Source organism: Nocardioides limicola, from assembly GCF_016827675.1.
In the GTDB taxonomy this organism is placed as follows: Bacteria; Actinomycetota; Actinomycetes; order Propionibacteriales; family Nocardioidaceae; genus Nocardioides; species Nocardioides limicola.
Map to the genome: position 1 here is coordinate 107,683 of NZ_JAERJA010000001.1, position 18,148 is coordinate 125,830.

Here is an 18,148-nt window from a genome sequence, read left to right on the forward strand (position 1 = left end):
GGAAAAGAGACGACACATGGCCGTCGTGACCATGCGCCAGCTCCTCGAGAGCGGCGTCCACTTCGGGCACCAGACCCGGCGCTGGAACCCGAAGATGAAGCGCTTCATCATGACCGAGCGCAACGGCATCTACATCATCGACCTTCAGCAGTCGCTGGCCCACATCGACCGCAGCTACGCGTTCATCAAGGAGACCGTCTCCAAGGGCGGCACCCTGATGTTCGTGGGCACCAAGAAGCAGGCCCAGGGCGCGATCGCCGAGCAGGCGACCCGCGTCGGGATGCCGTACGTGAACCAGCGTTGGCTGGGCGGCATGCTCACCAACTTCCAGACCGTGCTCCAGCGGATCAACCGCCTCAAGGAGCTCGACGAGATCGACTTCGACGACGTCGCCGGCTCCGGTCGCACGAAGAAGGAACTCCTGCAGATGAAGCGGGAGCGGGACAAGCTCGACAAGACCCTGGGCGGCATCCGCGAGATGACCCGCACCCCGTCTGCTGTCTGGATCGTGGACACGAACAAGGAGCACCTTGCGGTCGAGGAGGCCCGCAAGCTGCGGATCCCGATCATCGCGATCCTGGACTCCAACTGCGACCCGGACCTGGTCGACTTCCCGATCCCCGGCAACGATGACGCGATCCGCGCCGTCGGCCTGCTGACCCGCGTGGTGGCCGACGCCGTCGCCGACGGCCTGATCTCGCGCTCCGGCGCCAAGACCGAGGACACCGCTGCTGAGCCGCTGGCCGAGTGGGAGCGCGAGCTGCTCGGCGCCGACGAGGCGAACGCGCCGGCCGAGGAGACGAAGGCCGCCGAGGCCCCCGTGGCCGAGGAAGCCGCCGAGGCCCCCGTGGCCGAGGAGGCTCCCGCCGAAGCTCCCGCTGCTGAGGCTCCCGCCGCCGACGCTCCGGCCGCCGACGCTGCCGCCGAGGAGGCCCCTCAGGCTGCTGACGAGGCCACCGAGGCGCCCGTCGAGGCCCCGGCCGAGTCCTGATCCGTTGCGTGGCCGCGCCCGATCGGGTGCGGCCACGCGTCCATCCTCCACGACCACACCACACAGGGATGAACATGGCTAACTTCTCCGCCGCCGACGTCAAGAAGCTCCGCGAGCTCACCGGCGCCGGCATGATGGACTGCAAGAAGGCGCTCGACGAGGCCGCCGGCGACTTCGACAAGGCAGTCGAGGTGCTCCGCGTCAAGGGAGCCGCCAAGGCCGCCAAGCGCGGCGCCGAGCGAGAGACCTCCGCCGGGCTGGTCGCCTCCGCAGGCAGTGCGCTGGTCGAGCTCAAGAGCGAGACCGACTTCGTGGCCAAGAGCGAGGGGTTCATCTCCGCCGCTGAGAGCATCGCCGAGGCGGCCCTGGCCGCGCAGGCCACCGACACCGAGTCGCTCAAGGGCGCCCCGCTGGACGGCAAGACCGTCGCCGAGGTCGTCGAGCAGTTGGCCGTCACTATCGGTGAGAAGATCGAGCTCGGCCGGGCGACGTACTTCGACGGCCAGACGGTGACCTACATGCACAAGCGTGCCGCCGACCTGCCGCCGGCCGTCGGCGTCCTGGTCGAGTACACCGGTGACAACGCCGACGCTGCCCGCGGTGCCGCGATGCAGATCGCCGCGATGCGCCCGCAGTACCTGACCCGGGACGAGGTGCCCGCCGAGATCGTCGCCAAGGAGCGCGAGATCGCCGAGGCCACCGCCCGTGAGGAGGGCAAGCCGGAGCAGGCGATCGCCAAGATCACCGAAGGCCGCGTCAACGGATTCTTCAAGGACGTCGTCCTGCTCGAGCAGCCGTCGGTCACCGAGAACAAGAAGACGGTCAAGGCAGTTCTCGACGATGCCGGCGTCACCGTGACCCGGTTCGCGCGCTTCGAGGTCTGAACCTGACACACTGACCACAGCCGGGGTCGACGACGACCAGCTCAGCCGAAAGGACTGCCCGTGACCAAGTACCAGCGCGTGTTGCTGAAACTGTCCGGAGAGGCCTTCGGTGGAGGCAAGGTCGGCGTCGACCCCGATGTGGTGCAGGGCATCGCCCGCGAGATCGCGTCGGTGGCCAACGCCGGCGTACAGGTCGCCGTGGTCACCGGTGGCGGCAACTTCTTCCGCGGCGCCGAACTGCAGCAACGCGGTATGGACCGTGCCCGCGCGGACTACATGGGCATGCTCGGCATCGTGATGAACTGTCTGGCCCTGCAGGACTTCCTGGAGAAGCTCGGGGTCGACACTCGGGTGCAGACCGCCATCACGATGGGGCAGGTCGCCGAGCCCTACATCCCGCGCCGGGCGATCCGGCACATGGAGAAGGGTCGCGTGGTGATCTTCGGTGCCGGAATGGGGATGCCCTACTTCTCCACCGACACCGTCGCCGTACAACGCGCCCTGGAGAGCAAGTGCGACGTCGTCATGGTCGCCAAGTCCGGCGTCGACGGCGTCTACACCGCCGACCCCAGGATCGACCCCGACGCGGTCAAGCTCGACCACGTCACCTATGACGAGGCCATCGCCCGAGGCCTGAGGATCATGGACCAGACCGCCTTCGCCCTCTGTGGCGAGAACAAACTGCCGATGGTGGTCTTCGGGATGGAACCCGAGGGCACCATCTTGAAGGTGGTCCAAGGTGAGAAGATCGGAACCCTGGTCAGCGCCCAGGCGTGACCCGCGCATCCACGAGAAGGAGCAGCCGTGATCAACGAGATCCTCAACGAGGCCGACCAGAAGATGGCCAAGTCGGTGGAAGCGACCCGTGAGGAGTTCGCCGCCATCCGCGCCGGCCGAGCCAACCCCAGCGTGTTCGCCAGGATCACGGCGGACTACTACGGGACGCAGACCCCCCTGCAGCAGTTGGCCTCGTTCACGTCCCAGGACGCCCGCACCATCCTGATCGCCCCGTTCGACATGGGCGCGATGGCCGGGATCGAGAAGGCCATCCGTGACTCCGACCTCGGTGTCAACCCGACCAACGACGGCCAGGTGCTGCGCTGCGCGTTCCCGGAGCTGACCGAGGAGCGCCGCAAGGAGTACATCAAGGTCGCCAAGGGCAAGGCCGAGGACGGCCGGGTGTCGGTGCGCAACATCCGGCGTACCGCCAAGCAGAACCTGGAGAAGCTCGAGAAGGACGGCGAGGTCGGCAAGGACGACGTCACCGGCGCCGAGAAGCGGCTCGACGGACTCACCAAGAAGCACACCGACGCGATCGACGAGATGCTCAAGACCAAGGAATCAGAACTGCTCGAGGTCTGAGGCCGCGATGAGCACCGACGTACCTCAGAAGAGCCACGGCCGCGCCGGCCGGAACCTGCCTGCGGCCATCGGCTCGGCGGCCGTCCTGTTGGCCGTCATCGCCGCCTCCCTGTGGTTCTGGAAGCCGGCCTTCATGGTGGTGGTGGTGGCCGCCGTCGCCGTCGCCGTCTGGGAGATGGAGAAGGGGCTGTCCGCCAAGGGCATTGACCTGCCCCGGGAGCCGCTGCAGGTCGGTGGCGCTGCGATGGTGCTGGTGGCCTTCGTCTGGGGGGCGCCGGCGCTGGTCACCGCGACCGCGGTGACGGCACTGATCACCATGCTCTGGCTGCTCCGCCGGGGCGTGAACGGCTACGTCCGAGACGCCTCCGCCTCGATCTTCACGCTCGTCTACCTGCCCTTCCTGGGCTCGTTCGTGGCGTTGATGCTGGCCGAGGACGGACAGCCGGGCTGGGCCGAGGGCACCAACCTCGACTTCGGCGCCCTCGGCGTGGTCACCTTCATCCTGGTCACCGTTGCCTCCGACACCGGTGGCTACGTGGCGGGGGTGCTGTTCGGCAAGCATCCGATGGCACCGGTGATCTCCCCGAAGAAGTCCTGGGAGGGCTTCGCCGGGTCACTGATCGCGTGTGTCGCAGCCGGGTGGGCGCTGGTGGTCTACCTGCTCGGCGGCGACGGGTGGGTCGGGGTCGTGCTGGGCCTGATCGTGGTGGTGATGGCCACTCTGGGTGACCTCTGCGAGTCGGTGATCAAGCGGGACCTCGGCATCAAGGACATGTCCAAGATCATCCCCGGGCACGGCGGGCTGATGGACCGACTCGACTCGCTGTTGGCCACCATCGCGCCCACCTGGCTGCTCCTGCACTACCTTGTCTTCTGAGGGCATCATCAGCGCAGGGGAGGCGGAAAAGGTGAACCAGCCACGTGACTGGTGGCACCGCGACCACCCGACGTTCACCGCGCTGACGGGCTTCTTCGTCGGACTCCTGTACGTCGCGCTGGTGCCGGGGCTGTGGCTCGCGGCGCTGGACTGGGCCTTCGATGACGAGACGACAGCAGAACTCTTCCCGCTGGTGTTGGTCGGGCTGGCGCTGCCGACCGCTCTCGCCCTGCTGCCCCGCACGCGCCGGTTCGGCAAGTACATGCTCTTCGGAGTGGCGATCACGCTGGCAGTGGTGGTCGGTGTCGGCACCACCGTCTTCTGGCTGATGATGCGCTTCCAGGGATGACCGCCTCGGCGCCACTCCGGCGTAGAATCTCGCCGATGGCCGAGCACGGGGCGCCCAGGACCCTTCCCCTGGTGATGGAGCCCCCCAAGGGGCGCGGCAAGCCGCCGCGGCACTTGGCCGACCTCGACGAGGCCGGACGGAAGGCATTGCTCGAGGAGATGGGCCTGCCCGGCTTCCGGGCCGCCCAGTTGTCCACCCACTACTTCGGACGTCTGGTCCACGACCCAGCCGAGATGACTGACCTCCCGGCTGCGCAGCGCGCCGACCTGGTCACCGCACTGCTGCCGGACCTGATGAGCCCGATCCGGAGCCAGTCCGCCGACAAGGGCACCACGGTGAAGACGCTGTGGAAGCTCTTCGACGGTGCGTTGGTCGAGTCGGTGCTGATGCGGTACACCGACCGGGCCACGATCTGCATCTCCAGTCAGGCCGGCTGTGGCATGGCCTGCCCGTTCTGCGCCACCGGCCAGGGCGGTCTGCAACGCAACATGTCGACCGCCGAGATCGTGCACCAGGTGGTGGTGGGCGCCCGGGCGATGGCGAACGGTGATGTTGCCGGCGGTCCGGGCCGGCTCTCCAATGTCGTCTTCATGGGCATGGGCGAGCCGCTGGCCAACTACAACGCGGTCATCGGTGCGGTTCGCCGGCTCACCGACCCGGCTCCTGCCGGCCTGGGACTCTCCGCGCGCCACGTGACGGTGTCCACGGTCGGGCTGGTGCCGCGGATGAAGCAGTTGGCCGATGAAGGCATCCCGGTCACGCTGGCGCTGTCACTGCACGCGCCCGACGACGAGTTGCGCAACGAACTGGTGCCGATCAACACCCGCTTCTCGGTCGCCGAGACCGTCGATGCGGCGTACGAGTACTTCGAGAAGACCGGCCGCCGGGTCTCCATCGAGTACGCGATGATGCGTGACATCAACGACCAGGCCTGGCGTGCGGACCTGCTTGCCGACGTACTCATCGAGCGGGGCGGGCGACACTGGGTGCACATCAACCCGATCCCGCTCAACGAGGTGCGTGGCTCACGGTTCACCCGCTCGAGGGACGAGGACATGGCCGAGTTCGTCCGCCGACTCGAGGCGAAGGGCATCTCCACGTCGATGCGGGACACCCGTGGCAGCGACATCGACGCGGCGTGTGGCCAACTGGCTGCCAGCGGCTAGCTGTACCCGGCCTAATCCCGTGCGTTGCGCACCGTTCTCGGCGCATTTCCATGCGGAACGTACGGGAATCGGACCTCGACCCGTCCACAGGGCAGATCAGTCTCCCCCTGTTCACGTGCCGTCCACAGCCCCTCACCGATCCGTTCGGATGCGGCACCTACCTTCCCGATCAGAGGCAACTCACGATCGGGAAGGTGAAGCGATGCTCGAATCTCACTCGGCAGGGGTCGGAGCCGGTCGACCCCCCAGGTCGCTGTCCAGGCGGGCATCCCGCAAGGTCGTCCGGCTGCCGCGCCCGGCGCAGCCCGCGAAACTTCGGGTGCTGGTGGTCGCGGAGTCCTTCTTGCCACAGGTCAACGGGGTCACCAACTCGGTCCGGCGGGTGCTGGACCACCTGGCGTCCCACGGTCACGTCGCGCACCTGGTCGCGCCGACCGGCCCGGAGGAGTACGCCGGCTTCGCGGTCACCAAGGTCCGTGGGGCCAGCCTGCCGTTCTACGCGGACTTCCGGATCGGCCTGGAGACCCGGCGACGGCTCCGCGCGCTGATGCTTGAGTTCCAGCCCGATGTGGTCCACCTCGCCTCACCGGCGACGCTGGGCTACCAGGCAGCCAGAGCCGCCCGCGAACTCGACATCCCCACGGTCGCGATCTATCAGACCGATCTGGTCGGATTCGCGGACGGCTACCGGATCCCTGGCGGAGCAGCAGCGATGTCCCGCCTCACCCGGCGCATCCACTGCCAGGTGGATCGCACCCTGGCCCCGTCCACGGCGAGTCTGCGGCAGCTCGAGGCACTCGACGTGCCAGGGCTGGCCAAGTGGCCCAGGGGAGTGGACCTGACCCAGTTCGATCCCTCGCACCGCTGTGCGGCGTTGCGCCGGGAGTTGGCGCCGCACGGCCAGAAGCTGGTCGGGTACGTCGGCCGGTTGGCCCCCGAGAAGGAACTGGAGCTGCTGGTGCACGCGGCCCGGATCCCCGGTGTCAAGGTGGTGGTGGTCGGGGGTGGCCCCGAGGAGGCTCGGCTGCGCCGGCTGCTGCCGGAGGCAGCGTTCCTGGGCGTGTTGCATGGCGCCGATCTGGGCCGTGCCTATGCGTCCCTCGACGTGTTCGTGCACACCGGTCGACACGAGACCTACTGCCAGGCGGCCCAAGAGGCACTCGCCTCCGGGGTGCCGGTGGTGGCTCCTCGGGCGGGCGGTCCGATCGACGTGGTCGACGATCAGGTGACCGGGTTCCTGTACGCCCCCGGGGAGGGGGCGGAGATGGCCGCGCTCGTGAAGAGTCTGGTCCGCAACCCGACGCTCAGGCAGCGGATGGGCCACGATGCCCGTCGCCGAGTCGAAGGCAGGTCCTGGGAGGCGGTCATCGACCTGCTGCTCGAGCACTACCGCGACGCGCTGGCTCATCGTCGTACGTCGTCAGGCGGTCGCAGCGTCGCCTAGTGCCCAGGTCGATGCGTGTAAGGCCCAAGTCGATGCGGATAGGGCCCAAGTCGGCGCGGATGGGGCCCAAGTCGATCAGGTGAGGAGGGCTGCAACCTCGTCGGTGGTGTCCACCAGGTGCACCCGGTCGGCCATGTGCCGCCCGGACGCCAACGCCTGCAGCAGCGGCCAGGCCGGCAGCGTCTCGGTCCAGTACTGGCGCCCGACCAGCACCATCGGCGAGGTCGCGGACTCGTCGGCGTAGTAGTTCTCGCAGGCATCGGTGAAGATCTCCTGCACGGTGCCTGCGGCGCCGGGGAGGAAGACGATCCCGGCATTGCAGATCTGCAGCAGCACCGCTTCGCGTTGGGGGTTGGCGAAGTACTTGGCGATCGAGGTGGCGAACGGGTTCGGCGGCTCGTGGCCGTAGTGCCAGGTCGGCACCCCCAGTGACTCCGCTCCGTCGGGGAACCGGTCACGCACACCGAACGCAGCGTCGGCCCAGGCACCGATCGACGGCGTGAACGACGGCACCGTGCCCAGCATCCGCACCGCCTCGCCGAGTTCGGCCGCGTCGCGGTCCCGCATCCAGGCGCCCAGGTTCGCCGCCTCCATGGCCCCGGGACCGCCGCCGGTGGCGACGGTGTGCGCGCCGGCGAGGCGTTGGCCGAGCTCGGCCGCCTGGAGGTACGACGTACCTCCGCGCCGCAGGCTGTGACCACCCATCACCCCCACGAGGCTGCGTCCCACGACGTACTGCTCCACCGCATCGTCGATCGCGTGGTCGTGCAACGCCTGGGCGAGGGTGACGTCGAGGTTGCGCACCTGCTGTGACCAGGCGTAGGCGCACGCGTCCAGGCTGTCCTGGTAGTCGCCCGAGCCGAACAGTTCGGTCGGCGTGTACAGCGTCGTCCGGTAGGTGTCGATCGGCAGGCCGGGAAGCTCGGGGAAGACGATCGCGCCCCGCGCCCGCACCGAGACGGCGTCGGCCTCGGTCAGTCGACAGCCCAGGAAGAGGGCGCCGGCCACGTCCAGTGACCGCAGCGCGGTGCCGCGCTCGGTCAGGTCGACCCCCTGCAGGTGCCAGCCGCTCATCGACGTGGCTCCCAGCCGGAGTCTTCGGTCGAATTGTCCGATCGTCTCGACTTCGATGATCCTGCCGCGAACGTGTCTCACGACCGCGAGCCTAGACGTAGGGTGAGCCGCGTGAACGCATCGCGGCTGAGGTGGCTGCTGGTCACCGTGCTGGGTCTGGCGCTGGTGGCTGCGCCACTGGCGCCGCAGCAGTCCGCCGTCGTGTCACCGGCCCTGTCGCCGGTGCTGGTCTCCGCAGCGACCGGCTCGCCGGGATCTGCTGGGATCGGAGACCCGTACTTCCGGCTCGACGGCAACGGCGGCTACCGGGTGCGTTCCTACTCGATCCGCAACCGCTACCGATTCGCGGGCAGCCGCCCGGCCGGCCGACTCACCGGCCGCACCCGGATCGTGGCTCGCGCCGGCAAGGACCTGTCCCGGTTCAACCTCGACCTGCTGCTCCCGGTGAAATGGGTGAAGGTCAACGGTCGGCGAGTCACCTGGAGCAAACCCAATCGGCACGAACTGCGGGTCCACCCCCGGAAGGTGCTGCGCAAGGGGGAGCGGTTCGTGGTGGTCGTGGCCTACGACGGCCGCCCGGCGCGGATCTCGTGGCGCGGCGAGACCAACTTCCACGAGAACCACATCGAAGCGCTCGCGATGCACCAGCCGCACGTCGCCCCGTGGTGGTTCCCGTCCAACAACCATCCCCGCAACAAGGCGCGGATGGACATCCGGATCACCGTGCCGCGCGGGCGTCAGGCGATCGCCAACGGTGAACTGGTCAGCCGCCGACTCGTCGGCCAGAACCTGGTCCGGTGGCACTGGCGGGCCAAGGAACCGATGGCGCCGTACCTGGCCTTCTTCGCCGCCGGCCGGTTCCGGATCCAACAGGGCACCGACCACGGGGTTCCGTGGCTGGTCGCGGTCTCCAAGCAGTTCCCCCGAGACCGCCGCCGCACCCTGCTGCGCGACCTGAGGCGTAGCGCCGAGGTGGTCAGCTGGGCCGAGTCCGAGTTCGGCCCGCACCCGTTCTCGATCACCGGGGGAGTGGCCACGTCCCTGTACGTCGAGTTCGCGCTGGAGAACCAGACCAGGCCGGTCTACCCCGGGATCTTCGGGATCCCCGAATGGCTGCTGGTCCACGAACTGGCCCACCAGTGGTTCGGCAACCACGTCAGCGTGCGCCGATGGCGCGACATCTGGCTCAACGAGGGGCTGTCCACCTGGGTGGAGAAGCGGCACGCCGAGGTCCACCGGGGCCGGTCCGCCTCAGCGTGGTTGCGCAGTGAGTACGACAGACGGCCCGCCAACGCTGCGTTCTGGAAGGTGCGCCTGGACAACCCGGGTCCCGACAAGATGTTCCATCAGGCGATCTATGTGCGCGGGGCGATGGCGGTGCAGGCGCTCCGGGAGCGGATCGGGGTGCAGAAGCACACCGAACTGCTGCGGTTGTGGGTGCAGAAGTACGGCGGCGGCACCGCCCGGGTCGAGGACTTCATCGCGCTGGCCGAGCAGGTCTCAGGTCAGAACCTGGGTGGCTTCTTCGATGCCTGGCTGACCAGCACCACCAAGCCGGCCGACACCGCCGCCAACGGTCTGGGCTGACCCGATCACTGGGCAGGCCGGACCGCCACCTTGGTCCACTCGTCAGTGGCCCGTGCGTGGCTGGTCCGGACGACCCACACCCTCAGTCGGGCCGTCTCAGACCGCCGTACCCGGGGCATCTCCACGGGCACGGTGACCTCACGGCTGCCTGCCGGGATCACCACCCGCTGGGTCCAGGTCAGCCCGGAACGGCGAGCGGGCTGAAGCACCACCACGGCTCGGCGACCGCTGACCCGACCCAGTCGGACGGTCACCTCGCCGGTCCGGTCCCGGGACGGCTCCGAGGCCCGGGTGATCCCACCGATCAGGCGCACCCGGGGCGGGCGCATCGACTCCACGATCCTGCCCGGCACCTGCGCGGTCCCGATCACCAGGCCGCGCGCGGCGCTGAGTTCGACGGTGAGTCTGGTGTCGGCTCGATAGACGTCATCCGCGGTGGTCGGGATCCGCACCGTCGCCGTGGTCCGACCCGGCCGGAACCTCACTCGGGTGGAGACGGGCTGGTAGTGGACGCCGGCCACCGCTGACCCATCCCGCGTCCGCACCCGCACGCTGGTCGGCTCGATCGTGGCTGCGTTCAGCCGAAGCCGGACCACCAGGTCCTCACCCTCGGTCCGGGGTGCGATCGACGCGGTCACCCGCGGGGTCGGCAGCACCGGCCGGCCGGCGTCGTCGAGGGTGCCGAAGCAGTAGCCCCGATTCCGGGCCTGTCGGACGATCCGCGGCACCGCCGCGATAGACGCCGGCGAGTTCCGGATCCCGTCGTGCTGGAGCACGATGTTGCGACCTCCGGGCTGCAGCCTGGCCAGCACCCGGTCCGCGATCTGCTGGGTCGTCCACCGCTCCCAGTCGCGCGGATCCACGTCCCACATCACCGGCACCAGGCCTGCACCGCGGATCACTCGCTCGACCCGCGCGTCCATGTCTCCGTACGGCGGTCGCATCAGCGGAGTGGGTCGCACCCCGGCGGCCCTGAGTTCGGTATCGGTGCGTCGCAGGGTGCTCCGGATGGCGGCGTTGGTCTGCTTGGTCATCTGGTCGTGGGCGTAGGAGTGGTTGGCGATCCGGTGCCCGGCCCGATGCGCCGCGCGCGCCGTCCCGGGCGTCTGGGCCACTCGGCGGCCGACCATGAAGAAGACGGCCGGCACGTTGAGGTCGTCCAGCGTGCGCAGCAACCGCCGGGTCAGTTCGGCGTCCGGTCCGTCGTCGAACGTGAGCACCACCACGCCCGACGGGCAGGCACCCCGATCGGCCCGGGCGAGCCCGTCGTCGACCGGGGCGGACACCTGCGGGAACACCCACGGCCCCGATGCCTCGCCGGCAGGCTCATCGACGCCGGCTTCGTCGGCGGCGACCAGCAGGGGATCCTCAGCGGGGGGCGCAGCGGTGGGCAGATCGGTGCTGGCCAGCACCAGGGTGGTGCTCATCAGCAGGGCGAGCACGCCGACGGCGCCCCACCGTGTCGATGAGGCCCATCGTGTCGACGAACCCCATCGTGTCGACGAACCCCACCGTGTCGACCAACCCATGCCCCCAGCATCCCATCAGCGCTGCCTCGCTCCGGCACCGGCGTCGGCGAGTCCACGCTAGGCTCGGCGGCGACAGGCATCGACCATCGGGAGGAGGCGCCGTGGAGCTGTTCGCGGCGTTGGAGGAGTTCGTCCTTCACATGGCCGGGTCCTGGTGGATCCTGCTCGCACTCTTCCTGTTGTGCCTGATCGACGGGTTCTTCCCGCCGGTGCCGAGCGAGTCGGTGGTGATCGCGCTGGCGGTGCTGTCGGCGGGTGGGAACGGGCCGAACCTCGGCTGGGTGATCGTGCTCGCCGGCCTCGGCGCGTTCATCGGCGACAACATCGCCTACCTGATCGGTCGCCGGGTGCCGGTGCGGCGGGTGTGGCTGCTCAGGTCGACGACCGGGCAGCGGGCGTTGGCCGGGGCGCAACGCCAACTGGCCCACCGTGGCGGCGTCTACATCCTGGCCGGCCGTTTCGTGCCGCTGGGGCGGGTGGCGGTGAACATGACGGCCGGGGCGGTGGCCTACCCACGGCCGCGTTTCATGGGCTTCGCCGCGGCTGCGGCGGTCGTGTGGGCGTCGTACTCGGCGGTCCTGGGTCGCAGCGCCGGGGAGGCGCTGCACGCGCAGCCGCTGCTCGCGGTGGCGGTGGGCATCACCGGTGGCGTCCTGATCGGCGTGGTGGCCGATCGGCTGCTGGCCGCCGTGCGGGGGCGCGGCGTCGACCCGGAGCCTGAGAAGATGCCCCAGTGAGAGATGTGGTGATCCTCGGGTCCACCGGTTCCATCGGCACCCAGGCGCTGGACCTGGTCCGCGCCAACCCGGACCGTTTCCGGGTGGTCGGCCTGACCGCCGGCGGTTCGGACCCCGACGCGTTCGAGCGGCAGGTGGCCGAGTTCTCCCCGGCGTATGCGGGCCTGGGGGAGCAGGCCAGTTGCGAGGCTGCGTCGATGGACGCCGACGTGGTGTTGAACGGGATCACCGGCGCCGTCGGTCTGCTGCCGACGCTTGCGGCTCTCGACGCCGGTACCACCCTGGCGCTGGCCAACAAGGAGTCGCTGATCATGGGCGGCCCACTGGTCCTCGACCGGGCGGCCCCCGGCCAGATCGTGCCGGTCGATTCGGAGCACTCCGCGATCGCCCAGTGCCTGCGTGGCGGCAACCGCGACGAGGTACGCCGGCTGGTGCTGACCGCCAGCGGCGGTCCGTTCCGTGGCCGCAGCCGTGCCGACCTCCTCGACGTGACCCGGGAGCAGGCGTTGGCGCATCCGACCTGGGCGATGGGTCCGGTGATCACCATCAACTCCGCCACCTTGGTCAACAAGGGGCTGGAGGTGATCGAGGCGCACCTGCTCTTCGGCATCGACTTCGACGACATCGAGGTGGTCGTGCACCCGACGTCTGTGGTGCATTCGATGGTGGAGTTCATTGATGGATCCACCCTGGTCCAGGCGAGCCCGCCGACGATGATGATCCCGATCGCGCTGGGCCTGAACTGGCCGGACCGGGTGCCGGCGGCCGCACCGGCCGTGGACTGGACCCGGGCCGAGACGTGGGAGTTCAGCCCTCTCGACGACGAGGCCTTCCCTGCCGTCTCGCTGGCTCGCGCCGCCGGAGCAGCGGGCGGAACCCGGCCGGCGATCTACAACGCGGCGAACGAGGCCTGCGTGGACGCGTTCCTCGGCGGCGGGTTGGCGTTCGTGGAGATCGTCGACGTGGTCGCTGAAGTGCTCGGAAACGCTGCCGACGGCGTACCCTCGAAGCAGGAGTTGACCCCGGACGGCATCCTTGCTGCGGACGCTTGGGCTCGTGCCGAGGCAACCCGACTCATCGACTCGCGCGTGACCGAGAGGACGTGACCTGCGTGGCTGTGCTGTTCTACACGCTCGGCGTGCTCGTCTTCGTGGTCGCGATCCTGGTCTCGATCGGCCTGCACGAGCTCGGCCACATGATCCCGGCCAAGAGGTTCGGCGCCAAGGTCACCCAGTACTTCGTCGGCTTCGGTCCGACGGTGTGGTCGAAGCAGGTCGGCGAGACCGAGTACGGCGTCAAGGCGATCCCGCTGGGCGGCTACGTGAAGATCGTCGGGATGCTGCCGCCCGGTGCCGAGGAGGCGGAGGCCGAGCTGGTCGAGGTCGACGAGCGTGGCGAGCCGGTCTACCGGATCCGCAAGTCCAACACCGGGTTGTTCACCCAGCTCATCTCCGACGCCCGCGCTGCCGAATGGGAACTCGTCGGCGAAGAGGACCACGACCGGCTCTTCTACCGGATGGCGTGGTGGAAGAAGGTCATCGTGATGGCCGGCGGCCCGTCGGTGAACGTCGCCATCGCGTTCGTGATCTTCGCCTCCGTCTTCGCCACGTTCGGCAATCGCGGCGACATCGAGGCGGTCCCCGGCCCGCCCACCCTGGAGTACGTCGCCGAGTGTGTGATCGCCTGGACCGACGAACGCTCCCGAGAGTGCACCGACGCCGACCCGATCGCCCCGGCGGCCGCCGCCGGCCTGAAGCCCGGCGACACGATCGTCGAGTTCAACGGCACCCGGGTGCAGGAGTGGAGCCAGTTCCAGGAGCTCGTCCGCGGCAACGACGACGGCGAGGCGACCATCGTCTATGAGCGGGACGGGCTGCAGCTCACCGCCACCACCAACACCACCGTCACCGCGCGGCCGCTGACCGACGGGGACGAGACGCTGACCGAGGTCGGCTTCCTCGGTGTCAGCCCGTACGTGCAGCCGGTCACCGGCGGCCTGCTCTACACGGCCGGCGAGATGGCCGACATGACGATGCTCACCCTGAACGCCCTGGTACGGCTGCCGGTCAAGGTGTACGACGTATCGCTGGCCATCGTCGGCATCAACGAGCGGGCCGACGACTCGCCGGTCTCCATCGTCGGTGGCGGCCGGATCGCCGGAGAGGTGGCCTCCCACGACGGGTTCCCGGTGTGGGACCGGATCATCTTCCTGCTGATGCTGATCGCCGGGTTCAACCTGTTCATCGGCCTGTTCAACTTCGTGCCGCTGCTGCCGCTCGACGGCGGCCACATCGCCGGTGCCCTCTATGAGGCGGTCCGCCGCGGCTTCGCGCGCCTGCGCGGCCGCCCCGACCCGGGGCATGTGGACGTCGCGAAACTCCTCCCCGTCGCCTACGTGGTCGCCGCCTGTCTACTGGTGATGGGCGTGATCCTGATCGTCGCCGACCTGGTTGTCCCGATCCGCATCATCTGAGGGCCACCCGGCGCCGGAAGGGTGTCGGGGACCGGGGCATAGGATTCCCACCATGACGTCTGTGAGCCTTGGCATGCCTGCGGCCCCGCCGCCGGTCCTCGCGCCGCGCCGGCCGACCCGCCAGATCCAGGTCGGCAAGGTCGGCGTCGGCAGCGACCACCCGATCTCGGTGCAGTCGATGACCACCACGCTGACCTCGGACGTCAACAGCACCCTGCAGCAGATCGCGGAACTCACCGCTGCCGGCTGTGACATCGTCCGGGTGGCCTGCCCGAGCCAGGACGACGCCGACGCGCTCGCCGAGATCGCCCAGCACTCGCAGATCCCGGTGATCGCGGACATCCACTTCCAGCCCCGCTACGTCTTCGCGGCCATCGACGCCGGCTGTGCCGCGGTTCGGGTCAACCCCGGCAACATCAAGAAGTTCGACGACCAGATCAAGGAGATCGCCCAGGCGGCCGCCGACCGGGGCACCTCGATCCGGATCGGCGTCAACGCCGGCAGCCTCGACAAGCGACTGATGGAGAAGTACGGCAAGGCCACCCCCGAGGCGCTGGTGGAGTCGGCGGTCTGGGAGGCGGGTCTCTTCGAGGAGCACGGCTTCCGCGACTTCAAGATCTCGGTCAAGCACAACGACCCGGTGGTGATGGTGCGCGCCTACGAGCTGCTGGCCGAGTCCGGCGACTGGCCGTTGCACCTGGGTGTCACCGAGGCGGGGCCCGCGTTCCAGGGCACCATCAAGTCCGCGACCGCGTTCGGGGCGCTGCTCAGCAAGGGCATCGGCGACACCATCCGGGTCTCCCTGTCCGCGCCGCCGGTCGAAGAGGTCAAGGTCGGCCTGCAGATCCTGGAGTCGCTGAACCTGCGCCCCCGCCGGCTCGAGATCGTCTCCTGCCCCTCCTGCGGCCGCGCCCAGGTCGACGTCTACAAGTTGGCCGAGGAGGTCACCGCCGGCCTGGACGGCCTCGAGGTGCCGCTGCGGGTGGCGGTGATGGGGTGTGTGGTCAACGGCCCCGGGGAGGCCCGCGAGGCCGACCTCGGCGTCGCCTCGGGCAACGGCAAGGGGCAGATCTTCGTCAAGGGCGAGGTGATCAAGACCGTCCCCGAGTCGCAGATCGTGGAGACACTGATCGAGGAGGCGATGCGGATCGCCGAATCGATGGAGCCACAGGACGGCGCCGAACCCTCTGTCACCGTCTCCTGACGAAGTGTCAAATCTCGCCCGACGAGGTGTCACATCTCGCCCGACGAGGTGTTAGATCTCGCGCGACGAGGTGTTAGATCTCGCGCGTTGGCGCACTAGACTCACGCCATGAACGATCTCGGGGATGACGAGTTCGGCTTCGATGAGTTCGGGCCGGGGCTGACGGGGATGAACGACGGGTTCGGGGACGGGTTCCTCGCGCTCTTCGCGCTGGTGGCGATCGCCGGGGTGGCGGTCACGATCTGGAAGGTGTCGGAGTCGCGGAAGATGGCCCGCGAGGCGGGCATCGACCCCGGCCGGGCCACCGCGATGACGCTGCTCACCGACGACGGGTTCGAGGCGACCTATCTGGCCTCGGCGTTGAAGTCGCCCACGCCGGGGCAGCCTCGCGAGGAGCCGGCACCCGCCGACCCTGCCACCCGCCTGAAGACCCTCGACGAGCTGCGGTCCCGAGGGCTGGTGACCGGCGCGGAGTACGCCGAACGGCGGGCCGCGATCATCGCCGAACTCTGACCGCGGGCGGGTCACGACGCGGCACGGGCGCGGCGGCAGCCTAGGCTGGCTCCATGCGCGTTCTGGTTGCCGGGGGAGCCGGCTACATCGGGTCCCATACGGTGCTGTCGCTGGTGGCCGACGGCCACGAGGTGGTCATCGCCGACGACTTCTCCAACGCCAAGCCCACCGTCCTGCCCCGACTCGAAGAGCTGGCGGGCACCACGCTCACCAGTCACAGGATCGACCTGACCGACCGGGTGGCCACCGATCGGCTCTTCGCCACCGAGCGACTCGACGCAGTGATCCACTTCGCCGGCCTCAAGGCGGTGGGGGAGAGCGCCGAGAAGCCGCTGGCCTACTACGACACGAACCTCTCCTCGACCTTCTCGCTGCTGGCCGCGATGCGCGCCCACGACGTACGCCGGTTCGTCTTCTCGTCCTCGGCCACCGTCTACGGGGACTCTGCCCCGGTGCCGTACCACGAGGACTACCGGCCGCTGGATGCCTCCAGCCCCTACGGCAGCACCAAGGTGATGATCGAGCGGGTGCTCAGCGACGTCGCCCACGCCGAGGGCTTCCGGGTGGCTCTGCTGCGCTACTTCAACCCGGTCGGCGCCCACGAGTCCGGCACCATCGGCGAAGACCCCCAGGGCATCCCCAACAACCTGATGCCGTTCATCGCCCAGGTCGCCGTCGGCCGGCGGGAGCGGCTCACGGTCTTCGGTGCCGACTACCCGACCCTGGACGGGACCTGCCGGCGCGACTACATCCACGTCGCCGACCTCGCGGACGGCCACGTCGCCGCGCTGGACCACCTCGACCAGATGTCCGCACCGGTGCGGGCCTTCAACCTCGGCTCCGGCGAACCCAGCAGCGTCCTGGAGATGATCGCTGCCTTCGAGCGGGCGTCCGGCCGCCAGATCCCGTACGACGTGGGGCCACGGCGGGCCGGGGACCTGGCGGAGTTCTGGGGGGACCCCGCCAGAGCAGCGACCGAACTCGGCTGGCGCACCAGCCGCAGCATCGACGACATGTGTGCCGACACCTGGCGGTGGCAGTCGGCGAACCCCCACGGCTACCCGGACGCGTGACGTGGCCGACCACCTGCGCCGCCTGGGTCCCGGCGACCTGACCGCGTTGCTGGGGTTGGCGTCAGCCGATCCGGTGGTCAACGTCTTCGTCGAGTCCCGGCTCCGGCAGGGCGGCTTGGACCAACGCTGGCTGGGCGGTCAGGTGTGGGGCCGGTTCGTCGGCGACGAACTCGTCGCCGGGTGCTACGTCGGCGCCAACCTGGTGCCGATCGGCGCCGACCCCGACTCGATGCGGGCGTTCGGCGACCATGCGGCCGGCCAGCGGCGGACCAGCTCCACGATCGTCGGCCGGACCGAACTGGTCCGGCCGTTCTGGGAGGCGCTGGACGGCGCCTGGGGTGAGCCTCGCGAGCTCCGCTGGCGCCAGCCCCACCTGGAGTTGCGGCGTACCGACGTCGACAGCACCGTCGAGCGTGACCTGCAGGTGCGCCGGACCAGCGCCGAGGAGGTGCCGGTGGTCTTTCCGGCGTGCGTGGCCATGTACACCGAGGAGGTCGGCGTCAGCCCCGCCGACTCCGGCGGCGAGGGGCTCTACCGGGCTCGGATCGAGCAACTCGTCGGCCGCGGCTGGTCGTTCTCCCGGATCGAGGACGACGACGTGGTCTTCAAGGCCGAGGTGTCCTGCGCGACCGGCGCCGCGGCCCAGGTGCAGGGTGTCTGGGTGGCCCCGCACCGACGCGGCCAGGGGCTGGGGACCCGCGGCATGGCCGCTGTGGTCGACGTCGTCCTGGCCGAGATCGCCCCGACCGTCTCCCTCTACGTCAACGAATGGAACACCGCCGCCCGGGCGGCGTACCAGCGGATCGGCTTCCAGCAGACCGCGATGTTCAGCACGCTGATGTTCTAGAAAGGGCGAGTGCGCCCACTGGAGTCATCTGTGAGGAT

General features: G+C 69.4%; 18 protein-coding genes. 16 read left to right on the forward strand and 2 right to left on the reverse strand.

Translation table 11 applies throughout. From position 1 onward, the window contains the following. The first annotated feature begins 16 nt into the window (after positions 1 to 16). The 8 genes from rpsB (at position 17) to JKG67_RS00570 (ending at position 7,073) form a co-directional block, all read left to right on the forward strand. Entirely contained in the window at positions 17 to 991 is a 975-nt protein-coding gene (gene rpsB / locus JKG67_RS00535) for a 30S ribosomal protein S2 (RefSeq protein ID WP_203335317.1), read from the forward strand. Between the two features lie 74 nt (positions 992 to 1,065). Beyond that, positions 1,066 to 1,875: a translation elongation factor Ts gene (gene tsf, locus JKG67_RS00540; RefSeq protein ID WP_203335318.1), complete on the forward strand. Its 810-nt coding sequence runs from the start codon at positions 1,066 to 1,068 to the stop codon at positions 1,873 to 1,875. 60 nt (positions 1,876 to 1,935) lie between these two features. Continuing rightward, entirely contained in the window at positions 1,936 to 2,652 is a 717-nt protein-coding gene (pyrH, locus tag JKG67_RS00545; protein ID WP_307816353.1) for a UMP kinase, read from the forward strand. A gap of 30 nt (positions 2,653 to 2,682) precedes the next feature. Further along, positions 2,683 to 3,237 (forward strand): ribosome recycling factor, encoded by a 555-nt coding sequence (gene frr / locus JKG67_RS00550; protein ID WP_203335892.1) that lies wholly within the window; start codon positions 2,683 to 2,685, stop codon positions 3,235 to 3,237. 7 nt (positions 3,238 to 3,244) lie between these two features. After that, positions 3,245 to 4,114: a phosphatidate cytidylyltransferase gene (locus JKG67_RS00555; protein ID WP_203335319.1), complete on the forward strand. Its 870-nt coding sequence runs from the start codon at positions 3,245 to 3,247 to the stop codon at positions 4,112 to 4,114. 31 nt (positions 4,115 to 4,145) lie between these two features. After that, the gene (locus JKG67_RS00560) at positions 4,146 to 4,463 is read left to right on the forward strand and encodes a hypothetical protein (protein ID WP_307816354.1); all 318 of its coding nucleotides are present in this window, start codon (positions 4,146 to 4,148) and stop codon (positions 4,461 to 4,463) included. 35 nt (positions 4,464 to 4,498) lie between these two features. Further along, a complete protein-coding gene (gene rlmN, locus JKG67_RS00565) occupies positions 4,499 to 5,629 on the forward strand; it encodes a dual-specificity RNA methyltransferase RlmN (RefSeq protein ID WP_203335321.1) in 1,131 nt (376 codons plus the stop codon). 202 nt (positions 5,630 to 5,831) lie between these two features. Continuing rightward, positions 5,832 to 7,073, forward strand: coding sequence for a glycosyltransferase family 4 protein (locus tag JKG67_RS00570; RefSeq protein WP_203335322.1), 1,242 nt, complete (start codon positions 5,832 to 5,834; stop codon positions 7,071 to 7,073). Positions 7,074 to 7,148: 75 nt separating this feature from the next. Here JKG67_RS00570 and JKG67_RS00575 read toward each other — a convergent pair whose 3' ends face one another. Then, positions 7,149 to 8,228 (reverse strand): LOG family protein, encoded by a 1,080-nt coding sequence (locus JKG67_RS00575; protein ID WP_307816355.1) that lies wholly within the window; start codon positions 8,226 to 8,228, stop codon positions 7,149 to 7,151. 30 nt (positions 8,229 to 8,258) lie between these two features. On the opposite strand from JKG67_RS00575, the gene JKG67_RS18995 reads away from it, so the two are divergent. After that, entirely contained in the window at positions 8,259 to 9,734 is a 1,476-nt protein-coding gene (locus JKG67_RS18995; protein WP_203335323.1) for a M1 family metallopeptidase, read from the forward strand. A 5-nt stretch (positions 9,735 to 9,739) separates the two neighbouring features. Here JKG67_RS18995 and JKG67_RS00585 read toward each other — a convergent pair whose 3' ends face one another. Beyond that, positions 9,740 to 11,176, reverse strand: a complete 1,437-nt coding sequence (locus tag JKG67_RS00585) for a polysaccharide deacetylase family protein (protein ID WP_203335324.1) — start codon at positions 11,174 to 11,176, stop codon at positions 9,740 to 9,742. A 188-nt stretch (positions 11,177 to 11,364) separates the two neighbouring features. Between JKG67_RS00585 and JKG67_RS00590 the strand changes: the two genes are divergently transcribed. The 7 genes from JKG67_RS00590 (at position 11,365) to JKG67_RS00620 (ending at position 18,110) form a co-directional block, all read left to right on the forward strand. Further along, positions 11,365 to 12,000, forward strand: coding sequence for a DedA family protein (locus JKG67_RS00590; protein ID WP_203335325.1), 636 nt, complete (start codon positions 11,365 to 11,367; stop codon positions 11,998 to 12,000). After that, positions 11,997 to 13,106, forward strand: coding sequence for a 1-deoxy-D-xylulose-5-phosphate reductoisomerase (locus JKG67_RS00595; RefSeq protein WP_203335326.1), 1,110 nt, complete (start codon positions 11,997 to 11,999; stop codon positions 13,104 to 13,106). The genes JKG67_RS00590 and JKG67_RS00595 overlap by 4 nt, the downstream gene beginning before the upstream one ends. 5 nt (positions 13,107 to 13,111) lie before the next feature. After that, positions 13,112 to 14,473, forward strand: coding sequence for a M50 family metallopeptidase (locus JKG67_RS00600; protein WP_203335327.1), 1,362 nt, complete (start codon positions 13,112 to 13,114; stop codon positions 14,471 to 14,473). 52 nt (positions 14,474 to 14,525) lie between these two features. After that, positions 14,526 to 15,677, forward strand: coding sequence for a flavodoxin-dependent (E)-4-hydroxy-3-methylbut-2-enyl-diphosphate synthase (gene ispG, locus JKG67_RS00605; protein ID WP_203335328.1), 1,152 nt, complete (start codon positions 14,526 to 14,528; stop codon positions 15,675 to 15,677). Between the two features lie 108 nt (positions 15,678 to 15,785). Continuing rightward, entirely contained in the window at positions 15,786 to 16,190 is a 405-nt protein-coding gene (locus JKG67_RS00610; RefSeq protein ID WP_203335329.1) for a hypothetical protein, read from the forward strand. 53 nt (positions 16,191 to 16,243) lie between these two features. Next, a complete protein-coding gene (gene galE, locus JKG67_RS00615) occupies positions 16,244 to 17,263 on the forward strand; it encodes a UDP-glucose 4-epimerase GalE (protein ID WP_203335330.1) in 1,020 nt (339 codons plus the stop codon). Position 17,264: 1 nt separating this feature from the next. After that, on the forward strand, positions 17,265 to 18,110 hold the full coding sequence (locus JKG67_RS00620; protein ID WP_203335331.1) for a GNAT family N-acetyltransferase: 846 nt from the start codon (positions 17,265 to 17,267) through the stop codon (positions 18,108 to 18,110). Positions 18,111 to 18,148: the final 38 nt, after the last annotated feature.

Bases quoted from the DNA above. Each gene is read 5' to 3' on its own strand.
- ispG (WP_203335328.1), top strand. From the start codon at position 14,526: ATGACGTCTGTGAGCCTTGGCATGCCTGCGGCCCCGCCGCCGGTCCTC.
- JKG67_RS00570 (WP_203335322.1), top strand. From the start codon at position 5,832: ATGCTCGAATCTCACTCGGCAGGGGTCGGAGCCGGTCGACCCCCCAGG.
- tsf (WP_203335318.1), top strand. From the start codon at position 1,066: ATGGCTAACTTCTCCGCCGCCGACGTCAAGAAGCTCCGCGAGCTCACC.
- rlmN (WP_203335321.1), top strand. From the start codon at position 4,499: ATGGCCGAGCACGGGGCGCCCAGGACCCTTCCCCTGGTGATGGAGCCC.
- JKG67_RS00610 (WP_203335329.1), top strand. From the start codon at position 15,786: ATGAACGATCTCGGGGATGACGAGTTCGGCTTCGATGAGTTCGGGCCG.
- JKG67_RS00555 (WP_203335319.1), top strand. From the start codon at position 3,245: ATGAGCACCGACGTACCTCAGAAGAGCCACGGCCGCGCCGGCCGGAAC.
- rpsB (WP_203335317.1), top strand. From the start codon at position 17: ATGGCCGTCGTGACCATGCGCCAGCTCCTCGAGAGCGGCGTCCACTTC.
- galE (WP_203335330.1), top strand. From the start codon at position 16,244: ATGCGCGTTCTGGTTGCCGGGGGAGCCGGCTACATCGGGTCCCATACG.